At 46.6% G+C, this 20,692-nt stretch carries 19 protein-coding genes; 10 read left to right on the top strand and 9 right to left on the bottom strand.

What is annotated here, in order from left to right:
* The first annotated feature begins 8 nt into the window (after positions 1–8).
* Positions 9–374: a response regulator gene (locus ACFQ0C_RS35945; RefSeq protein WP_379374309.1), complete on the top strand. Its 366-nt coding sequence runs from the start codon at positions 9–11 to the stop codon at positions 372–374.
* A 675-nt stretch (positions 375–1,049) separates the two neighbouring features.
* Here ACFQ0C_RS35945 and ACFQ0C_RS35940 read toward each other — a convergent pair.
* Positions 1,050–2,090, bottom strand: a complete 1,041-nt coding sequence (locus tag ACFQ0C_RS35940) for an LLM class flavin-dependent oxidoreductase (RefSeq protein ID WP_379374307.1) — start codon at positions 2,088–2,090, stop codon at positions 1,050–1,052.
* A 26-nt stretch (positions 2,091–2,116) separates the two neighbouring features.
* A complete protein-coding gene (locus tag ACFQ0C_RS35935; protein ID WP_379374305.1) occupies positions 2,117–2,836 on the bottom strand; it encodes a 3-ketoacyl-ACP reductase in 720 nt (239 codons plus the stop codon).
* Positions 2,837–3,159: 323 nt separating this feature from the next.
* On the opposite strand from ACFQ0C_RS35935, the gene ACFQ0C_RS35930 reads away from it, so the two are divergent.
* The 4 genes from ACFQ0C_RS35930 to ACFQ0C_RS35915 all read left to right on the top strand — a co-directional run bounded on the left by ACFQ0C_RS35930 (position 3,160) and on the right by ACFQ0C_RS35915 (position 8,727).
* Positions 3,160–5,469: a helix-turn-helix domain-containing protein gene (locus ACFQ0C_RS35930; RefSeq protein WP_379374303.1), complete on the top strand. Its 2,310-nt coding sequence runs from the start codon at positions 3,160–3,162 to the stop codon at positions 5,467–5,469.
* A 213-nt stretch (positions 5,470–5,682) separates the two neighbouring features.
* Positions 5,683–6,693 carry a tripartite tricarboxylate transporter substrate binding protein gene (locus tag ACFQ0C_RS35925; RefSeq protein ID WP_379374301.1) on the top strand — a complete coding sequence of 337 codons (1,011 nt, stop codon included), beginning with the start codon at positions 5,683–5,685 and terminating at the stop codon, positions 6,691–6,693.
* Between the two features lie 57 nt (positions 6,694–6,750).
* Positions 6,751–7,215 (top strand): tripartite tricarboxylate transporter TctB family protein, encoded by a 465-nt coding sequence (locus ACFQ0C_RS35920; RefSeq protein ID WP_379374299.1) that lies wholly within the window; start codon positions 6,751–6,753, stop codon positions 7,213–7,215.
* A gap of 6 nt (positions 7,216–7,221) precedes the next feature.
* Entirely contained in the window at positions 7,222–8,727 is a 1,506-nt protein-coding gene (locus ACFQ0C_RS35915) for a tripartite tricarboxylate transporter permease (RefSeq protein WP_379374297.1), read from the top strand.
* Between the two features lie 67 nt (positions 8,728–8,794).
* Here ACFQ0C_RS35915 and ACFQ0C_RS35910 read toward each other — a convergent pair whose 3' ends face one another.
* The 4 genes from ACFQ0C_RS35910 to ACFQ0C_RS35895 all read right to left on the bottom strand — a co-directional run bounded on the left by ACFQ0C_RS35910 (position 8,795) and on the right by ACFQ0C_RS35895 (position 12,109).
* On the bottom strand, positions 8,795–9,517 hold the full coding sequence (locus ACFQ0C_RS35910) for an amino acid ABC transporter ATP-binding protein (protein ID WP_379374295.1): 723 nt from the start codon (positions 9,515–9,517) through the stop codon (positions 8,795–8,797).
* On the bottom strand, positions 9,510–10,169 hold the full coding sequence (locus tag ACFQ0C_RS35905; protein WP_379374293.1) for an amino acid ABC transporter permease: 660 nt from the start codon (positions 10,167–10,169) through the stop codon (positions 9,510–9,512). The genes ACFQ0C_RS35910 and ACFQ0C_RS35905 overlap by 8 nt, the downstream gene beginning before the upstream one ends.
* Positions 10,170–10,190: 21 nt before the next feature.
* A complete protein-coding gene (locus ACFQ0C_RS35900) occupies positions 10,191–10,985 on the bottom strand; it encodes a transporter substrate-binding domain-containing protein (protein WP_379374291.1) in 795 nt (264 codons plus the stop codon).
* A gap of 248 nt (positions 10,986–11,233) precedes the next feature.
* Positions 11,234–12,109, bottom strand: coding sequence for a LysR family transcriptional regulator (locus ACFQ0C_RS35895; RefSeq protein WP_379374289.1), 876 nt, complete (start codon positions 12,107–12,109; stop codon positions 11,234–11,236).
* Positions 12,110–12,323: 214 nt separating this feature from the next.
* On the opposite strand from ACFQ0C_RS35895, the gene ACFQ0C_RS35890 reads away from it, so the two are divergent.
* Together ACFQ0C_RS35890 and ACFQ0C_RS35885 are read left to right on the top strand one after the other, a co-directional pair.
* Complete coding sequence (locus ACFQ0C_RS35890; protein ID WP_379374287.1) at positions 12,324–12,785, top strand: nucleoside deaminase; 462 nt, start codon at positions 12,324–12,326, stop codon at positions 12,783–12,785.
* Positions 12,786–14,093, top strand: coding sequence for a uracil/xanthine transporter (locus ACFQ0C_RS35885; protein ID WP_379374285.1), 1,308 nt, complete (start codon positions 12,786–12,788; stop codon positions 14,091–14,093). It begins immediately after the preceding gene.
* A gap of 103 nt (positions 14,094–14,196) precedes the next feature.
* On the opposite strand, the gene ACFQ0C_RS35880 is transcribed toward ACFQ0C_RS35885, so the two are convergent.
* Together ACFQ0C_RS35880 and ACFQ0C_RS35875 are read right to left on the bottom strand one after the other, a co-directional pair.
* The gene (locus ACFQ0C_RS35880; RefSeq protein WP_379374283.1) at positions 14,197–14,919 is read right to left on the bottom strand and encodes a DsbA family oxidoreductase; all 723 of its coding nucleotides are present in this window, start codon (positions 14,917–14,919) and stop codon (positions 14,197–14,199) included.
* A 71-nt stretch (positions 14,920–14,990) separates the two neighbouring features.
* Positions 14,991–16,247 (bottom strand): purple acid phosphatase family protein, encoded by a 1,257-nt coding sequence (locus ACFQ0C_RS35875; RefSeq protein WP_379374281.1) that lies wholly within the window; start codon positions 16,245–16,247, stop codon positions 14,991–14,993.
* Between the two features lie 248 nt (positions 16,248–16,495).
* Between ACFQ0C_RS35875 and ACFQ0C_RS35870 the strand changes: the two genes are divergently transcribed.
* The 3 genes from ACFQ0C_RS35870 to ACFQ0C_RS35860 are packed head-to-tail and all read left to right on the top strand — an operon-like array spanning position 16,496 to position 19,778.
* The gene (locus ACFQ0C_RS35870) at positions 16,496–17,209 is read left to right on the top strand and encodes a polyphosphate polymerase domain-containing protein (protein WP_379374279.1); all 714 of its coding nucleotides are present in this window, start codon (positions 16,496–16,498) and stop codon (positions 17,207–17,209) included.
* Positions 17,210–17,212: 3 nt separating this feature from the next.
* Positions 17,213–17,932, top strand: coding sequence for a DUF4956 domain-containing protein (locus ACFQ0C_RS35865; RefSeq protein WP_379374277.1), 720 nt, complete (start codon positions 17,213–17,215; stop codon positions 17,930–17,932).
* A gap of 16 nt (positions 17,933–17,948) precedes the next feature.
* Complete coding sequence (locus tag ACFQ0C_RS35860; RefSeq protein ID WP_379374275.1) at positions 17,949–19,778, top strand: CotH kinase family protein; 1,830 nt, start codon at positions 17,949–17,951, stop codon at positions 19,776–19,778.
* A 478-nt stretch (positions 19,779–20,256) separates the two neighbouring features.
* On the opposite strand, the gene ACFQ0C_RS35855 is transcribed toward ACFQ0C_RS35860, so the two are convergent.
* Positions 20,257–20,466 (bottom strand): TM2 domain-containing protein, encoded by a 210-nt coding sequence (locus ACFQ0C_RS35855; protein ID WP_258216318.1) that lies wholly within the window; start codon positions 20,464–20,466, stop codon positions 20,257–20,259.
* Positions 20,467–20,692 lie beyond the last annotated feature (226 nt).

Genomic DNA, 20,692 nt, shown 5'->3' with positions numbered 1-20,692 from the left:
GGAGCACGATGATGCCCAAAATACTTTTGGTGGAAGATAATGAGATGAACCGAGACATGCTCTCCCGGCGTTTGATTCGCAAGGGCTTCGAAGTTATTATGGCTGTCGATGGCGAGCAAGGCATTGCTATGGCAAAATCGGCAAATCCAGATATTATCCTGATGGACTTGAGCTTGCCTGTGCTTGATGGCTGGGAAGCGATTCGACAGCTCAAGGCACAACCGGGGACACAAGCGATCCCTGTCATTGCTTTGACTGCCCATGCGATGGCAAGTGACCAGGAGCTGGCGTATCAGGCGGGATGCGATGACTTCGATACGAAGCCCGTTGATCTGGACCGGCTGCTGGGGAAAATACAGGCATTTCTGAAGTAACACCTATTCTCGTTCATTTGTCGCAGGACCTGCGCTTATATGGCAAGTGGGTAAAATAAAAGGATGCATATGTTTAGGGGTGAGCGAAGCTTACCCCTTATTTCAATTCATGATGAACATTTTCATCCATCGTATGCTATGTCCTTGGATCGTCTAACATGAATTCCTCTGATTAACGGAACGTCAATACTCTATTGTTTGAAAACTCATCCCATTTCATGAAGTTGCGGAACTACGAAGCTCTATTCCGACTCTTATAGACCGAAATGCCCTGTTTTTTAACAAATAAGTGATCCTAGTTCCGTTTCACTCGAATACTAACGTTAAAACAATGAAATAGCGCACCTCACTTCCGTCTAAGCGAGTGATTGGCAGTTCGCAGCGCTAAAGGGGATGAAGTCACGCCATCTCTTTAGCTGTGAAGGTACATATGGAATACAACAATGGGGAGTATGGCATCGAAGATCGATTAGGTTAGAAAAAAGGTGCAGGTCGCACCGCGTAGAACAAGAAAGGGAATCGGTGTGGGTTGGAAAAGCGTGACTGCTTCTCTTTTTGGTATGTACTGATTTTGCTCATAGAAAAACTGCACCTCAATTGCTAGTTGTGTCTAACAATTGGGGTGCAGTTCAAATTTTCTGATGGTTTTTCCCACTTCGATTATCAGTGTATTTCTCAGCTGTCTTTTACAATCTCAGCCAGCAGCTCATAAGATCGCAAGCGAGCTTGATGATCATAAATTTGAGAAGTAACTATTAGTTCGTCTGCTCCGGTTTCAGCCAGAACTTTCTGCAGCTTCTCGCGAACGGTAGCTTTGTTTCCGGCAATGCCATAGCTTAATTGCTTGCGGACTACAGCTTGCTCCTGCAGGGTCCACAAAGAATCCATGTTATCTACTGGAGGATTCAGAAGACCGGTACGGCCGCGGATAATATTAAGAAAAGCCTGCTCCATCGAGGTAGCTAGCTTGCGACCCTCTTCGTCCGTGTCAGCTATCACTACATTCAGGCCTACCATAACGTAAGGCTTCTCCAGTGCGTCCGAAGGACGGAAGTTGCTGCGATACAATTCCAGAGCCGGAAGCAAATAGTCTGGAGCGAAATGGCTGGCGAAGGCAAACGGGAGCCCGAGCTGGCCGGCTAATTGAGCGCTAAAGCCGCTCGAGCCCAGCAGCCAGATTGGAATATTCAGTCCTTCGCCTGGAACTGCCCGCACTCCTAGTGGACGGCCGCCCAACGAGGGATTCAGGTAGCCGCGCAGCTCGCTTAGCATCTCCGGGAAATCATTGCCGTCGCTTCCCAAGCCGCGCCGCAGAGCACGCATGGCAGGCTGGTCGGAGCCTGGGGCACGGCCGAGCCCCAGATCAATGCGGCCCGGGTATAACGTCTCCAGCGTACCGAATTGCTCGGCAATGACGAGAGGAGCGTGATTGGGCAGCATGATGCCGCCGGAGCCTACACGGATTTTCTCGGTGCCTGCTGCTACATGCCCAATAATGAGAGACGTGGCGGAGCTGGCGATCCCAGGCATATTGTGATGCTCAGCGAGCCAATACCGGTGGTACCCCCACTTCTCGGCATGGCGTGCAAGGTCCAGTGTATTGCGGAAGGAGTCTGCGGCTGTAGCGCCCACTACTATAGGGGCGAGATCCAGCACGGATAGAAGAATCTCATGCAATCCTTTACTTGGCTTATTGGCGCTATTGGTTTCCGACATCTTAGATCAGCCTCCTAAAATAATGGTTATTGGGGATTTGTCGTCCATATTCCAGCTGTTTTAATGAAGACGCGCTGAGGCAGCTTGAGCGTAGCGAGAATCAATTCCGCTACATCCTCCGATTGCATCATCCGATCCTCATCACCTATTTTCAAGCCGGCATTAACAGCCAGCTCGGTATTAACGGTGCTTGGTGTGAGAGCCGTTACGCGGATATTGGATTTCCTAACCTCCTGCATGAGGGCTTCCGTTAAACCTAGAACAGCGAATTTGGAAGCGCAGTAGGCGGAGCCGGTAGCGAAACCTCGCTCTCCAGCGGTTGATGCAATATTAATGATGCTTCCACCATTTTGCTTCAGCATGGTAGGGAGTGCGGCCCGGGTCACATAATAGGTCCCCATAAGATTGGTTTGGATAATACGCTCCCATTGCTCCGGTTCCATGTCTACGAGTAAGCCGAACTGTGCGGTTCCGGCATTATTAAGCAGGATATCGACGGATCCAAGCTTTTCAATTAGAGTTTGGATCGCTTGGTCTACCTCCGTTTTATTCGAGATATCAGCTGATGCATAATAAACCTTGATTCCATAACTGTCCGTCAACGATGCTTGAAGGGATTCCAAATCGGCACTGCTTCTTGCCACTAATCCAAGGTGTACGCCTTCTTTGGCCAGAGCGATGGCAGCGGCTTTTCCGATACCTTTTCCAGCTCCGGTGATGATGGCCGTTTTATGTTGCAAATCCATAGTCATTTCTCCAATCTGAATTATAATCTCATAAAACAGGCACGCTATTTATCATGTTACCCATTTATTAGCGCTGTATATGCTTCCAGTATACAAGAGGGCTGTTCAGAAAGCTCTCTTAGGTCTACTTTTTTGAAGACCCACTATAAGTTATTATTAGTTATTTTATGATTAAAAACAAGTCCTAACCTTTTAGTAAGTTAGTATATTTATGTATGAATAATGATCAGGAGGTTTTTTTTTGAAACATTTTTTTCGTTTATAGCCGTTTTATGGTATTCTTCTATTGCAAATCAAGAGCTACTAATAGACCGGGTGACATAATGAATAATTTGTTTTGGGTTAAAGCTAAAATATTATTTTCGAATAAGCAGACCAAATTAATAATCTATCTGACGTTTTTTGTATCGTTATTTATAACGTCTGTAGGTATATTTCTATATGAAAATTATAAAAGCATTCTGGATAAAGACCTGAATCAGCCCTACACAGAGCTGCTGCAAATTAATCTCGGCGTGACGAACCGGGCTTTTCGCGAAGCGGATGATCAGGCGGTTAAGGTCTCCTTCCACTCTAGCGCCCTTAATTACATTCACGGAGAGCTTCCAGCCAAACAGAAGGATGCAGCTGTTCTGTCCTCCTATTTGAATACAATTGCTTTAAATGAAGATATCCATTCCGTCTATGTACTGGATTTGAAGAACAAGCTGATCGTTTCTGACAAATTGGCACAAAGCTTGGATTGGGCGAGCTACCCTGATCAGTCTTGGGCGGCATGGGTGGAAACTATGAAGACGAAGCCGCTGCTCATAAAGAGACGAAGCTTAGGGAACATTAACAATCCTGAATCGGTAGAGTTGATTTCCCTATATAGACCGATCTTAGCCGATCATGAGCTTATAGGTATCGTTATTGTGAACGTGGATTACGACCGCTTTTTCTCCAAAATATATCCTCAAACTGAGGCGCCCCAGTATATCTTCAGTTTGGAGGGTGAAGTTATATACCCCAAGCTGCGAACTGAATTGCCCCTTGAAGAGCTTTATAAAGCTGTTGAAATGCTGGGGGTAAGGCCTTTCGGCGAGGTAAAGCTGGGGGGACAGTCGTATCTGGGGAACCAAGCTTTCTCTGATATGACAGGGTGGCGCTGGGTTTCATTAATTCCATTGGATGAGCTGTTGAAAAATGTGAAATTGGTCCGTGATCTTGTATTTATGCTGTCTCTGGCTTCGATTGTTGTCGGTTGTGCGGCGATTTTCTTCTATAACTTTGCTGCATTTAAACCGATCAAACGTATTTGGCAGCTGCTTGCCACGAACAATTCCGTTTCATCAGGCTCTGACTCTGATCTGTATGACCTGGAGGCTGTGGTGAAGAACCTGCTCAAAGAGTTCGATTCCACCTCCTCAGTTGCAGAGCGAAGCTTGCCGGAGCTTCGATCGAAGTACATTCAGGATGTGCTTATGAGCCGTATAGGCTCCAAGGAGCTTCGTGACAAATGGGAAACGTATTTCGCTCAATGGACTAAGGATCAATTGATAGCAGTAGCTGTCTCCATTAACCGCTATTCGGAATGGTTCTCGACTTCGGGCTATAGTGAAGAAGACCAACTGCTCTTGAAATACGCCTTGGTCAATATTATGTCGGAGCTGCTGGAAGCGAAGTGGCGTATGCATTGCGTGCAGCTGGATAAAGAAAATCTGATGCTTGTGATTCAATCCAAGGAAAGCGGGTGGCCTGCTTCAGAGGAGCTTTTGCAGGAAGATCTGAGCGCAATGACGAAAACGGCTATGAAATATTTGAAGATGAGTCTTTCAGTTGGAATCGGACAGCCCTGCGAATCGGTATCAGGACTACATGATTCGTTTGAGGAAGCGAAAGCAGCTTTGGCAAGCCGGTTGTATGAAGGGTATGGCAGAACCTTTCGCTTCACTGAAGCAACGAGGAGAGAGCGGCTTCTCGATACAGATGCAGATGCCTGGAAAGCAGAAATTATGGAGAGCCTGGAGAGCAAGGATGTTAGCATGAGCAATCAAGTGCTCGAGCGCTGGGCTGTGTGGGTTCGCGAGCAGCAGTTTGCCCCGGAGTCTATCTATACCTTCGCGAATGAGCGGATTGGAGATTTCTCTCGCATAATCGCCCTTCGCGGAATAAGCAAGCCTGATAGGCTGGATAACTATACGGAGCATCAATTAAGAATGATGGATCTGGATGATCTGCATCAGCTGCTGCTCCATGTGGCGGAAGCTGTTGTTAGCGGAATCCAGCTCCACAAGTCGACGAAAGAATATCATCTGGCCCAACGCATCACTCGATTTATGGAAGAGCATTTGCATGAGCAGATAGGCCTGCAGGAAGTGGCTGATTTTATGAATCTTAGCACATCATCCGTCAGCAGCGTGTTCAAAATGGAAACAGGCAGTACGGTGTACGAAAGCTTGACCAAGATGAGAATCGATCAAGCCTGCAAGCTGCTCGCCACAACGGATCGGAAAATCGCTGATATTGCCCAACAAGTAGGCTATCAGAATGAAAACAGCTTTATTCGCAGCTTCCGCAAGCTTAAATCTGTGACACCGGGGAAATACAGAGAGGCCAATAAGCAATACGGAGCAGGGAGTTTCTCCGATTAGGGGAACTTCTTTTTTTTGTTCATCTACTAATCGGACAAGAGGTATGCAGATCGGCCAAAAACCTTGATTTTGGCCGATGTGTGGATTTTTTAGAAGAACGGATGATTGCCTGTGTCTCAAGGGCAGCCTATACTTTGGGAAGTCGGCACACAACGAACAAACTTAAACAAGTCGACAGCAAAATATAACTTTATATGAAATGGGGAATAAGCTTTGAAACAGCGGGGATGGCGTACATTATTGGCGGTTTCTATGATCGTTAGCGTTGCAGCATTAACAGCCTGTGGGGGCAAAACAGATAAAGCCGCATCACCAGGAGAGAAGAAAGTGGACTTTCCAAAGAAAGCGGTTACGTTGATAGTTCCTTATGCAGCGGGCGGAGGTACAGATGCGACAGCTCGTGCTCTTGCTAAATCAGCTGAGAAGCATTTAGGGCAGCCGATTACGGTGGTTAATAAAACAGGCGGAGGCGGAGTTGTAGGAACAACAGAAGGAGCCAATGCCAAAAGCGACGGATACACGGTCACGATGGCTACAGTAGAATTAACTACTTTACCGCATCTGGGATTGTCTCCGGTTACGTATGAGAATTTTAAAGCGGTAGCGCTTATCAATTATGATCCAGCCGCTATTACAGTACGGGCCGAAAGCCAGTGGAAAACGATGAAGGAGTTTCTGGACTATGCCAAGGCGCATCCCGGTGAGCTTAAGCTGGGCAACTCAGGTACTGGAGCGATTTGGCATTTGGGTGCCGTTACGTTGGAAAAAGGCGCTGGCGTAAAGTTCAACCATATTCCTTTTGAAGGAGCGGGCCCAGCTGTAACGGCATTGCTTGGGGGACACGTGGATGCTGTACCGGTTAGCGCGGCGGAGGTTAAATCACAGGTGGAGTCTGGTAAGCTGCGGACACTCGCCATTAATGACAGCAAGCCTTCCGATGCTTTGCCAGGAGTCAAGACGCTCAAAGAGGAAACAGGATTGACCGTAAGCGTACCCGGAACCTGGAGAGGGCTTGCAGTTCCTAAAGATACGCCGGATGATATCGTAAAAGTATTGACGGATGCCTTTACCAAAGGAGCGGGAGAGCAGGACTTTAAGGATTATATGAAAAAGAATGGTCTGGGCATTGAGGTTAAGGATTCCAAAGCGTTCACACAGCACTTGAAGGAAAACCATGAGCAATTCGGAAAGCTGATTCCAGAGCTTGGACTTGGTAAAAAATAAGGGCATTAAGGGCTGGGCTTGCTCCCCAGCCTTTCTTTTCACACGGGGAGGATTTATATGTTTAACAAGATAGGCGTAGGTTTGGGAGGCATTTTCTTAATTTTCTCCAGCGTCTTATTCTGGCAATCGTTCTCATTTGATTATTATAGCGACCTTGGGCCAGGGCCGGGCTTGTTCCCACGGTGGCTTAGCGCAGCGCTTATACTGCTGTCTGTGCTCTATATAGCAGGTTCATTGCGAGGCATGCAGGTGCGTTGGGGCGAAGTGCTGCCTAAAGGCAGAGACCTGTTGAACGTGATAATGGTTCTGGTTTCGGTACTGTTATTCATGCTGCTGTTGGATTCAGCAGGGTTCATAGCGGCTGGCTCTGTGATGCTGCTAGTGCTGCTGATGCGTTCATATGCTTGGTACAGGGCGGCCGCTATAGCTGTCGGAACGAGCGCACTTCTATATGTGGCGTTTAGTATGGGGTTGGATGTTCCGCTGCCGACGGGTGATTTATGGGATTGGATGGGGGGATGACTTCATATGCCGGCGTTTGATGTAATTGCACAAGGGTTTGAAACGGCGTTCACTTGGTACAACTTATTGTATTGTTTGCTCGGCGTATCCATCGGTATGCTCGTTGGTGTATTGCCGGGATTGGGACCGACAACCGGAGTAGCGGTTCTTCTTCCGATTACGTTCGGGATGGAGCCGGTTTCCGCTATCATTATGCTGTGCGGTATTTATTACGGCGCTATGTACGGAGGAACCATTACCTCTGTTCTGATTAATACGCCGGGAGAAGCTGCCTCTGTAATTACATGCCTGGATGGAAGTCCAATGGCGAAGCAGGGAAGAGCTGGGGTCGCACTGGGGATTGCGGGTATCGGTTCTTTCATCGGAGGGACGTTTTCTATTCTCGGTCTTATCTTTGTAGGGCCGCCTCTGGCTGAATGGGCTCTGCGTTTTGGACCGCCTGAATTTTTTGCGTTAATGGTACTGGGCTTATCAACCGTAATCGGTTTGATGGGCAAATCCGTTATTAAAGGTCTGATCTCCGCTTTTCTGGGCTTGAATTTGGCTATGATTGGCATGGACCCGGTGTCGGGTGCAGTTCGTTTCACATTCGGTCAGATGAATATGATGAACGGTATTGATTTCGTCATTGTAGCGATGGGGTTATTCGGATTATCCGAAATATTGCTTGGCATCGAGAATATGGGGACATCCGAGAAGCCGCCTAAGGTTAAAGGCTTGCTGCCGCGCAGAGATGAATGGGCACCGAGCATGAAATCAATAGGAAGGGGTACTGTGCTTGGGTTCATTATCGGTTTGATTCCCGGCACTAATTCGGTTATTCCGGCAATGCTTTCCTATTCGATGGAGAAGAAGCTGGCCAAGGACCCTTCGCGCTTCGGCAAGGGAGCGATTGAGGGTGTTGCAGGACCGGAGACGGCTAACAATGCTTATTGTGGAGGGGCTTTAATACCACTCTTTACGTTAGGCATTCCAAGCTCACCGACAATAGCGATTATTCTCGGGGCCTTCATGATGCATGGCTTAACCCCGGGTCCCATGCTGTTTCAGCAAAATCCGGTTTTTGTATGGGGCGTTATCGCCAGCATGTTTATCGGAAATTTATTGCTCTTATTTATGAACCTGCCTTTGGCGGGCTGGTGGGCCAAAATAGCCGTGATACCTCCTAAGCTGCTGTATCCTGTCATTCTGATCATTTCAGCGCTTGGTGCTTACACGGCTAATAACAATTTGTTCGATGTCGGAATCATGTTCGTTTTTGGAGTGCTTGGGTATGTCATGAAAAAGGCGGACATTCCTATGGCGCCAATTGTGTTAACGTTCGTGTTGGGCAAGATGATGGAAAGCTCTTTGCTGCAGTCTCTCAAATTGATGGATGGATCGTTTCTGGGCTTGTTCCAGCGTCCGATTGCCGGAACCTTGCTCAGCCTGGCTCTAGTCATTATTGTGCTGGGTCTGATCTCAGGACTTAGGAAAAAGCGCAGCGGATTCGCAACCGATGTAGAGATGTAAGAGAAAAAGCCGGTAAGAAATGAAGACAAAAAAAGCTGGATGGGAGAACCCATTCAGCTTTTTTGTCTTAAAGTACCTTCTCCAGAAATTGTCGTGCCCGTTCATTCTGAGGGCTATTGAAAAATTGCTGAGGGGAAGCCTTCTCAACGAGACGGCCGTTATCCAGGAAGTAGATCGTATCTGCGGCCTCCTGGGCAAACCTCATTTCATGTGTAACGATGACCATAGTTATGCCTGTTTGGGCAAGGCCGCGGATGACATCGAGCACCTCTTTGACCATCTCCGGATCGAGGGCTGAGGTTGGTTCATCGAACAGCATGATTTCCGGCTCCATGGCAAGGCTTCTTACAATAGCTACACGCTGCTTTTGTCCGCCGGAAAGCTTGTTTGGGAAAGCTTCCGCTTTATCGGCAAGCCCAACCCGCTCCAATAGCTCCATAGCTTTACGGCGTGCCTGCTCCTGGGTCCAGCCCTTTACCTTCATTGGGGCAAAGCTTATATTATCTATCACGCTCATATGCGGGAACAAATGAAAATGTTGAAAGACCATCCCGATCTGCTGACGGACTTGCGCAATATTGGTTTTGGGGTCGGTGATATCCTTACCGTTAATCGTGATATGGCCGCTCGAAGGCGTTTCTAACCGATTTAAGCAGCGAAGGAACGTGGACTTACCCGAGCCGGATGGACCGATGACTGCAACCACTTCACCTTGATTAATAGTCGTAGAAATATTATGCAGGACCGTATGCTTTCCGAAGGACTTGGACAAATCTTCTACTTTAATCACTACGGCGCAGCCTCCTTTCAAGAAGTCGGGCAAGAAGAGTAAGAAGAAGCACCAGAGTATAATAAATCACGCCTACAAAAACTAGCGGCTCGAAATATTTGAATGTATCGGAACCTACGACATTGGCTCGACGCATTAAATCCTCCACTCCAATAACCGAAACGAGCGATGATTCCTTAAGTAGAGCGATACATTCATTCACAAGTGCCGGCAAAATGTTTTTAACGGCTTGGGGCAGAATGATGCTGATCATCATCGTCTTATAAGGAACTCCGAGAGACATGGCTGCCTCACGCTGCCCCTTGTCTACAGACAGTATGCCGCCACGGATCGTTTCTGACAAATAAGCAGCTGAGTTAAGTCCAAAAGCAAGTCCAGCAGCCATCAGAGGAGAAATATCGTAGTGAAACAGCTGTGGAGTCGCGTAGTAGATTATAAAAAGCTGAAGCAGCAGCGGTGTTCCACGAAAAATCGATGTATATACAGTAGCAAACCAACGGAGCGCTCCTACACTTGAGAGCTTGAAAAGCGAAAGCACGGTGCCCCATACAAATCCGAATAATGCGGATACTAACGTAAACAAAAGAGTGATAGCGGTCCCTTTCATTACATAGGGAATATATCCGTTAAGAACACTAAAATCTAAGCTCATTTCTCAACCGTCCCTACTTTCTTAATCGAACCATTTTTTAATCAGCTCTTCTTTTTTACCGTTGCTGCTGAGCTCTTTCAGTGCTTTGTTAAAATCACTTACCAATGCAGAACCTTTTGGAAAAGCTATGGCATAACCCTCTTCTTTATCAGCAGGGATGACTTGAAATTTCAAATCCGGATTGTTTTTTACATAGCCTTGAACTACCGCATCTTCAATGATGGCCGCATCGATCCGATTGGCTTTGAGCTCTTGAATGATCTCAGGGATACGATTTAACTTCTTAATTTGAGCTTCCTTCAAATCACTAACGACCTGTTCTTGCGTAGATCCCAGTTGAACGCCGATCCGTTTGTTCTTGATTTCGTCCAACGTTGTATAAGGCGCCGAATTCTTTGAAACGATGGTGTTCTTCGCAACAAAATAAACATCAGAGAAATCTACATTTTGCTTGCGTTCATCGGTAATAGACATAGCCGACATAACGAAATCGACCCGCTTGGATTGAAGAGCGGCAATTAAGCCGTTAAAATCCATGCTTTGAACTTTAAGCTCGTAGCCAAGCTGGGCCGCTGCCGCCTTAGCGATATCGATATCAAAGCCAACGATTTCTCCGTTATTCTTTGCATCTATACTTTCGTAGGGCGGGTAATCGGCCGATGTTCCCATAACGAGGGTCTTTTTGCCCTCTGCGGCAGGGGCTGGGGGGGCCTTAGAGTCTGAAGCGGAAGGACTCTTACTGCCGCTGCATCCGGCAAGCGTAATAAGTCCGATAAGTAATATTACAAGAAGCTGGAACCCATTTCTTTTCATCATTGTACTTCACTCCTGTTGTGTGTAGATTCTTTGCTGTAAACATGCAAGCTTAAATATATCAAAAAGCATACAAGGACTTCTAATGGAAATATATTCTTTCATCACAGCGGACTTAGAGTGGATATAGAAAAAGAGCCCTATTTTTAAGGCTCTTTCCAATGGTGATAGTTATAATTTGCTCTTTAGGGACCTATCCCTATACCTGAACAACCGCTTCGGAGTTTGTTTTGATACCTGCAGCCTGAAACTTAAGGCTCCCCTCGATAGGCATCGATGAATAACTGGGATGCTTTGGACACCCACCCGTTACGAAGCCCTATCAGCCCGGAGAGGGCGGATGGTAAATTTCCTTCGATTTCTAGACAATGCACCGGAATATGCTGATGAAGCTTTAGCACGGCACCGGGTATGATGGTCGCGCCACAGCCGACCGACACGAGTTGAATGAGTGTGGATATGTCCGATGACTCGCAAATAATATTAGGCTGCAGCCCACGCTGGGCGAACTCCTCTTGAATCATGTTATATAAACCCAAACCCTCGGTGCTGGGGATAATTAATGGGTAATCTTGAATTCGGTTGAAGGGTACAGGGCTGCACTCGTCCTGATGGCTCAGAGAGGTTACGAAATAATAAGGCTCCGATTTGACATCATAAACAGTAAAATCATCTAACGGCACCGGCATACGTACAATAGCCAAATCTATAGTTCGTTCCTTGAGCAGCTGGCAGAGCTGAGCTGATTCATTTTGTTGGATTTTGAAGGTGAACTGGGGATGCTTTTGACGAAATGCCATTAATATACGGGGAAGACGCTCGTCTGATAATGTATTGATCCCTATAGTCAGCTTTCCTGACCAACCGTTGCGGATGGCGCGGATTTCTTCCTGAGCTTCTTCCATGGAGGAGATAATTTTAACCGCATGCCTGTAGAGAGCTTTTCCTTCCTCGGTTAACTGCACTCCTCGGCCTTCTCTCTCGAATAATTGAACTCCAAGCTCAGTCTCCATCGTTTTTAGCTGCTGGCTTAATGGAGGTTGGGCAATATGCAGCTTTCTCGCTGCCGAGGTGATTTGACCCTCTTCAGCGATTGCCATAAAATATCGTAATTGCTTGAGATCCATAGCAGGTCTCCCTTCCCGAATTAATCCATATGTTTATTATATCATTGACAGAGAATTTAGATATTTTTCATATACCTGATCCCGTGATAACATAAGTTGAGTATCTTGTTGAACCATACCCCGATGATTTGAATTCCCTTCCGAAGGTTAGTTGGATAGACAGGTGGAAGCGGGAGACAATAATTTAATCTGTCCTTTGGAGGGAAACACTTTTATGAAACATACAGAAACCTTCATTCAACGTGCGGTCGATATCGCTTATGAGAATACGAAACATCATCATGGAAAACCTTTCGGGGCTGTAATTGTTAGAGGGGGGAAGATTATCGCCGAAGGCGTCAATGAAGTATTAGCTCTTCATGACCCGACAGCGCATGCGGAGATGCAGGCGATTCGCAAGGCAAGCGAGCTGCTGCAAACCTCCGACTTGTCAGACTGCGAGCTGTACGCGAGCGGCGAGCCCTGTCCGATGTGCATGGGAGCTATCTATTGGTCAAAGTTCAAGGAAGTATATCACGCTTTCACTGAGGAGGAGGCAGCTCGAATCGGAATGAGCACCCGATACGTCTATGAACAGCTGGCGCTTCCTTCAGAAGAAAGGGATATCAAGCTGGTTCGTCTTAGCCGTGACGTATCGAAGCATCCCTACACCCTATGGACGGAACAAAGCCTCTAAATGGAGAAGAAGCTTACTCCTCAAATAGGGCTTGCCGGGATTCAATGGATGTTTTTCATTCTTACGAATACGGTTGTAGTACCGCTCACTCTGGGTCAACTCTTTCATCTGTCCTCAGGTCAGATCGCTTTTACCTTGCAATTATCTTTCTTGCTTACAGGAGCTGCTTGTATTATTCAAGCTTTGTGCGGTCATAGATACGCTGTGATGGATGGTCCATCAGGAGTTTGGTGGGGATTTACGCTCAGCCTTGCAGCCTCAGCATCATTGGGCGGAAGCAGTCTGACGGCTGTTGGAGGAGGCTTGGCAGCGGGTTTTATGCTGTCGGGGCTGATGATGATTGTGCTTGGAAGCTTGGGCTTTGCCAAGGTATTGACGAAGCTGTTCAATCCGATCGTCATAAGTGTATCCTTATTTCTGTTGTCGGCTCAGCTAATGATGCATTTTTTCACCGGTATGCTTGGAATCCAGGAAAATGGTCTTATGGATCCTCCGGTAGCAGCCTTATCCATCGGCATAGCTTTGTTCGTGGGTATCGCCTTTTTGAAAGGCCGCGGCTGGATCAGCAACTTTGCATTGCTGTTAGGTATTGTTTTCGGCTGGATTGGCTACGCCATTATTTTTCCTTCACCAGCCAGCTCCCAAGTACTTACCGATGCCCCAATGGTTTTATTTCCATGGGGGGCGCCGCGGCTTGATTTCGGAATAGCGTTAACTTCGTTCATCGTTGGATTTATCAACATGTCCAATACGGTAACGGCACTGAGCGCCGCGGAGAAGCTTTACGGCCAGAAGACGACACAGAATCAATACCGGAGATCGTTCTTGATTACCGGCTTGTTTACTGTGCTTTCACCTGTATTTGGCCTGCTCCCATTCGGGACGTTCGCCTCTTCCCTTGGCCTGCTGGAAAGCACGAAAATTTTGCAGCGCTCCGCTCTCGTCATAGGGGGCAGCTTGTTTCTTATGCTTGGGCTGATTCCTCCGTTAGGAGAATTGTTCTCGAGGCTTCCTCTTAGTGTTGGAAGCGCCGTGCTGTTCGTTGCTTACCTCCAAATGTTTGGTACGGCGGTTCGTACTTTGCAAGGGAAAGTATTTGATTCTAAAAGCATATACCGTCTTGCTTTGCCAATATTGCTTGGAGTCAGCATTATGAACACTCCTGCAATCACGTTCACGGAGCTTCCGGTTTACATACAGCCATTGGCCAGTAATGGATTGGTTGTAGGTATTCTTGTTTCGGTCTTTTTGGAACTGATGGCGAGGAAGTCACATGTCCAAGAGAAGTTGGTCAGCCCGCCCAAATAAAGGCGGGGAGGGATTTCCGTAATTATTCGAACTTTCGAAAAAAAGATAGGCACAACGTAGAAAAACCTGGCCGCTTGGCCAGGTTTCTTCTTTGTTTGGTGCTTTAAACTTTGGGCTCAGGAGTGCATACGCCATCCACACAAGCAGCATCCGCCGTGCCGCTGCCCGAATCGTTAAGGACGATGAGCGGCTGATCCTCATCCCAAGCTTTTTGCAGCGCTCCAAGGAACACTTCACTTGATTGCGCGCCTGAAATCGCATATTTACGATTGATTACAAAATACGGAACACCTCGTATGCCGAGTGTGGATGCTTCCTGCTCATCGGCGCGGACTTCCTTCGCATAGTCTTGACCAGCTAGCGTTTTGGAAGCCTCATTCCTGTCTAAACCAACCTCTGCCGCTAAATCGGCCAATACTTCATGATCGCCGATATGCTTCGATTCCGTAAAGTAGGCATGAAGCAGTCGCTCTGTCATTTCATGCATTTTGCCATGCTGGGCTGCGTAATGAATTAAACGGTGAGCATCGAATGTATTGGTCAAAATCATGCTGTCGAAGTTGAAGGTAAGACCTACAGCGGATGCTTGACGAGCCACATCCCCATTCATCGATATAGCTTGCTCGCGGCTCATGCCATATTTAGATGAAAGCATCTGATGTACGTCATGATCCACATCTCGTTTGGAGTTCGGGTCCAGCTCAAAGCTGCGATAGACCACTTCGACATTGGATTTATTTGAAAATTGCTCCAGGGCAGCCTCGAACTTGCGCTTGCCAATATAGCAGAACGGGCACATAATATCCGACCAAATTTCAATCTTCATAAGTAACACCTCCCAAAATAATTAGAACGCTTGATGTAATCATTATAGTTACAACAAAAACTGAAGTCAACTTAATGCTTGAGAACAAATTCATCCAGCTTTGCTCCAACCACATCATAAGCTTGATAGGTCAAGGTATCTCCTTCAATCGTAATCCCGGCAAACATTTGCTTGTTGTTCTGAAAATGCACCTTGTGATAAAACTGATCATCCTTTTTTTCATTAAACTTGGGCCCGGCCGTATTGGTTACAACATATACCGTTCCTTGCCGGCCCGTCATGACTCCCTCGCCATCCCCTGTCTTTTTTCCTTTTCGCAGCGGATACGATCTTGAATATTCATGGTTATGTCCTTGCAGCACCAGATCTACCTGGAAGTCGTCCAGTACGTCCACCCATTTCTCAACCTTCTTGTAGCTGTTGCCCCCGTATGCACCTCGATGCATGGCTACAATTTTCCACGGTTTATCGGTATTAGCGAGATCGTTTCGAAGCCAGGCCGTTTGTTTATCTATATTAGACTCCGTATTTAAGACGGCAATATGAGCAGCTCCATAATCAAAAGAGTAGGTGGTTCCGGGAATAGATCCCTTTGCCCCATTATCCGGCAAGTTGAAATGTGCGGTATAGCGATCGGCTTTGCCACTTACTTCGTCATGATTACCGGTAACCGGCATAAGTGGAATTCGTCTTACCCATTGCTGTGCTTTATTGAAAAAAGCATCCCAAGCTTTCTCATCCTCCGGATCCTCCGTCAGATCGCCATTATGTACAAGGAAGCTTGCATTCGGAAACTTGGCAAAGGCCTGATCAAGGGTTTGTCCCCAAAGGTCGAAATCCGCTTCAGTAACCCCTTGGGAGTCGGCGACATTAATGAAAGTTAAAGGACTGGCTCCGGCAGCTTCCGTTGCAAATTGAGCAGGAGAACTCCAGTCCTTGTCCTGGCCGCTGCCAACCCGGTATGAATACTCGGTCCCCGGTTCAAGGCCGGTTACGTTTACTTTATGTACACCTTGAATCTGTCCGTTTCCTGTTTCAATTGTTGTTGAAGAGCCTGTTACGGTTTGGACAGCAGTTCCTTCAAAAGAGCTCACCCCAGTTCCTTTAGTCAGCTGCAGGACGGAAGCCGCATTCGGGTCGTCCGTATACCAAGTAAATGCCCGGCTTGTGTGAGAATCCCCTTTTAACGTAGTGACAATAGATTTGGGCAGGCTGATTGGCTTCGTATTTACCTTATATTTATACCACTGCAGTCCTATGACAGCAGCAACTATTAATAAGAGAATGACCAGAGTTGCATATAAAGTAAAATTTCTGCGGTTTCTCATGCTCTCGGCTCCTCCTTGTTGTATAGATTTAATCAGGTTTGTGGCTCATCGCCTTAATCCTGAAAATTTACACTCACTTTACATTGTAAACGCAGTGTAAACATTCAGTTCGCGTTCAGTCGTCCCTAAGGATGACCTCAGGCAAACATCATACAATGTTTTTGTAAGGCCGAACAACAAACGAAGTGAGAGCTTCCTGACCAATCCAAGTTTAGATAAATATTTTTAATAGAGGAAGTAGGTGTGAGATGAGTAAGCCGCTGAAGTATCGGCATGAATTGAAGTTTTTCATCAACCAGCATCAATTCCACATTATTCGCCAAAGACTCAAAAGTTTGATGAAGCAAGATGAGAATGTTGGCCCTAGTGGGGAGTATCATATTCGAAGCTTATACTTTGACGATATCAGCAACAAGGCTTTGCATGAGAAGTTGGGCGGAGTAAGGGATCGGCTTAAATACCGGATTCGAATTTACAACATTCAAGATAACGTCATTCATTTTGAAAAAAAGATTAAACGCAATGAGTTTATCGCCAAAGTGAAGGAGCCGCTTTCCAGAGACATGTACGAAGCCATTGTAGCGGGCAACTTTGAGGTATTGAATGACCCGGATAAACCGCTGTTTATGGAATTATACCATGAAATGAACCACAATCTGCTGCGGCCGAAGGTGGTCGTGGATTATATCAGAGAGCCGTACGTTTGCTACAACGGAAATGTCCGGATCACATTCGATAAGGATTTAAGAACAGGTCTTCATTCTGTGGATATATTCAATAAGGAAATGGACCCTGTAAGAGCGATCGATAACAACCTGATCATTCTCGAGGTGAAGTATGACGAGTATATTCCGGAGTATATAAGAGCGGCCCTTCAGCTTGAAGGACTACACCGCCAATCAGCTTCCAAGTATGTAATTTGCCGCAAATTTCTTAAATTTAACACATGGGAGGATTATTAATTTATGGATACTACTACTGCTGCTGCCGCAACTACCACGGCGACTACAACTAATTTTACCGACCTTCTAAAGAGCTCGGTTGTCAAAAACTTCGTTTCGGATATTGATCTATCGAAAATACTTATTTCATTAGCGGTCGCTTTTTTTATCGGATTCTTTATTTATCTGCTGTATAAAAGGGTGTTTAGCGGAGTTTTGTACTCCAAGAGCTTTAACATCTCGCTTATCGGTATGACAATGGTTACAGCGATGGTGATTATTGCCGTCAACTCTAATCTCGTATTATCACTTGGTATGGTTGGAGCCCTCTCGATTGTCCGGTTTAGAACACCTATCAAAGACCCTACGGATCTGATCTTTTTGTTCTGGGCAGCAGCTGCGGGTATCGTATCGGGTGCAGGTTTCTACATGTTGGCTCTAGTAGGTTCTGTAATTATCGGATTAATTATGTTCTTCTTTATCAAAAAAACGTCCTTCGAAACCCCCTATTTACTGGTTATCAACTGTGATGGGGATGAGAGTGAAAAAGAAATTCATACGGTAGTCGGAAAAATGGTGAAAAGATACAATGTGAAGCAAAAAACGGTGACAAATGGCAATATCGAAACTACCTTGGAGGTACGTCTTAATGATAATGAAGGCAAGTTTGTGAATCAAATTTCAGGACTTAATGGTGTCAAAAATGCCGTGCTCATAAGCTACAGCGGAGATTATGTGTCCTAAGATGGAGGGTGTCTAAATGAAAATGAAAGCCGCTGTGCTTCTTTTGTGCATCTGCGTGATCTTTGGGATAACAGGTTGTTCATTGACGAATAGTGTGTCGCCCCTGAAAACCTCAGTCAAAGCAAGCGCAAGTGTCTCGAAGAATACACAGAATATAGCAGAGAAGGTATTCCCGAAGGATAAAGTGGTGGATGTAAAAATTATACTGGACCCCGATGATTTTCAAGATATGCTGGACAATGCCAGTAATGAACAATTCAAAACAGCGTCTGTTGACTACAACGGGCAGCATTTCGACAATATTGCGGTACGGACGAAAGGCAATCTTAGCTTAAGAAGCGTAGTCAGCTCGGACTCCGACCGGTACAGCTTTAAGATAGCTTTTGATGAATACATCTCAAGCCAAACGCTGTATGGCATCTCCAAAATCAATTTAAACAATAATTACAGCGATGCTTCCTATATGCGGGAATTTCTGACCTATGAGCTCGCAGAAGAGATGGGCTTGCCGACACCGGCATATTCCTTCGTCAATGTTTATATCAACGGCGAGCTAAAAGGCTTTTACCTGGCTGTAGAGCAAATAGGGGAAGAATATCTGGAGCGTAATTTTGGCAACGCATATGGCGCCCTGTATAAAGCCAATGGAGGAACCGGGAGTGAATTGAATTGGCTTGAAGACATCGATTCTTACACAGGGCTTGATTTGAAATCAAAATCTGCGAACAATAATATACTCCTCGATATGGTCGATGAGCTGAACAATGGAACCCATTATGAAGAGGTTCTGGATGTCGATGAGGTGCTGAAGTTTATCGCTCTAAATGTACTTACAGGCAATATGGATAGCTATTTGGGAAACAATAAGCACAATTATTATTTATATGAGGATGATGGAAAATTTGCCGTCCTGCCTTGGGATTATAATATGGCATTTGGAGGTCTTGGAGGGAGCGGGCTGTTGATTGATGAGCCGACTCAAGGCACATTGGCGGACCGTCCTTTAATCAATAAATTGCTCAAGGTCGATGCTTACAAGGAAAAATATCACGGAATTATCGAAGAAGCGATTGACGGTTATTTGTCGAATGAAGCTTTCTCTGCCCGTGTGAAGGAGCTGTCCGATATGATTTCTACTTACGTGGAAAAGGATCCTACAGCTTTTTATACGTATGCTCAATATCAGCAGGCTCTTCCTCAGCTAACTTCGTTTACGTCTACGCAGGTTAGCAGCTTTGCCAAGCAGCTGGACGGAACAAGCCCATCTTCAGGTGATGGCTCGGGAAGCGGCGGAGGTATGGGCGGAGGTGGTCGTGGGGGCATGCAGGGCCAGGGCGGTAAGCAGAACGGCAGGGTGCAGGCTCAAGCTGCACCAGCCGCGGCGCAGCAGGGGCAAGCGGGCCAAGCCGCGACGCAGCAAGGGCAAGCGGGCCAAGCCGTGGCGCAGCAGGGGCAAGCGGGGCAAGCCGAGGCGCAGCAGGGGCAAGCGGGCCAAGCCGCGGCGCAGCAAGGGCAAGCGGGCCAAGCGGCGGCGCAGCAAGGGCAAGCGGGCCAAGCCGCAGCGCAGCAAGGGCAAGCGGGTCAAGCCGCGGCGCAGCAAGGGCAAGCAGGCCAAGCCGCAGCGCAGCAAGGGCAAGCGGGGCAAATGCCGGACCGCCAAGGAGGACCGGGCGGTCAAGGTGCCCCAGGCGGCCCAGGTGGTGCGACGGGTGGCTTCGGGGGCGGACCTGGCGGGCCAACCGCACAGAAGGGTAGTGCAACGGAAGCTATCGCATCCGGTGTTGCCTTGATAGTTCTCATTTTAGGCTGCCTGGTGATCGTATTTTACAAGCGAAATCGATTGTAAGTAAGAGAAAGGCAAACTCCCTAGCACTAGCTGGAAAACCTCCAGCTAATCGTAGGCCTTGTGGCTAGATTTCAACAACTAGCTGGAAATCCTCATGCTAATCTTCGCTAATATAACTATTTGTCTCAATTAGTGCCAATATAGAGGGAGCTTTTCCTGTTAAACTCTCAAACGAGGAGGTAACGGGAGAATTAGCTCCAGAAATTCCAGTTCACTCATTCCCTGCCAACCTATCAGCAACTTGTTTGGGTTTGGAAGCTGCTGATATCAAAAGCAAGTAAGTAATCATTGGGGAACGAGCAAACACTCTACTTTCTCAGTAACGTATCCATCGCTAATAAAGCGTCAGGATCATTCTCCTGTCGGTCCTTTATTTCAGAGCACCTTATGAACAACAAATAAAAAAGCCAGCACCCGAAGGCGCTGACTTGGATGACTGGAATGAATTTTCCCAGGTCATTCGCACATTTGAACAAGCTTAGACTGCATACTTTTGTTGGAACTCTTCATCTGTTTTGGTCAAATAAAGGATTCCTTCAATTAAGCCTATAATGGACGGGATGCATGTCCAGCAAAATAGCAAGTATACGATACCAAGCAGAGTTTTGCCCAAGTAAAACTTGTGAATGCCTAGACCCCCAACTAAAATAGCAAGTACGCCTGCGGTAACTTTTGATTTTGGATTCATTGAATTATCGCTCCCCTTAATTAGCTTCATCTTGCCATTGCAAGTTGACTTCATTTTATAGAATTGACTATGAAAAGACATGTAACCAAAGTTACATAACCTAACATTTAATTAAATTAAATTGATAAATCAGGTCGAATTGACTAATTAAAGCGCAATATTTAGGACTTTGTTGCTAATAACCTGACAAAATTTTTTCGTGAAAAGTCATTTTCGACAGGTTCAG

Origin of the sequence: Paenibacillus sp. GCM10027630, from assembly GCF_042676305.1 — a bacterium.
Classification (GTDB): domain Bacteria; phylum Bacillota; class Bacilli; order Paenibacillales; family NBRC-103111; genus Paenibacillus_S.
Note: the sequence above shows the minus strand (reverse complement) of the source record. Positions and strands in the feature narration are given on the sequence as shown.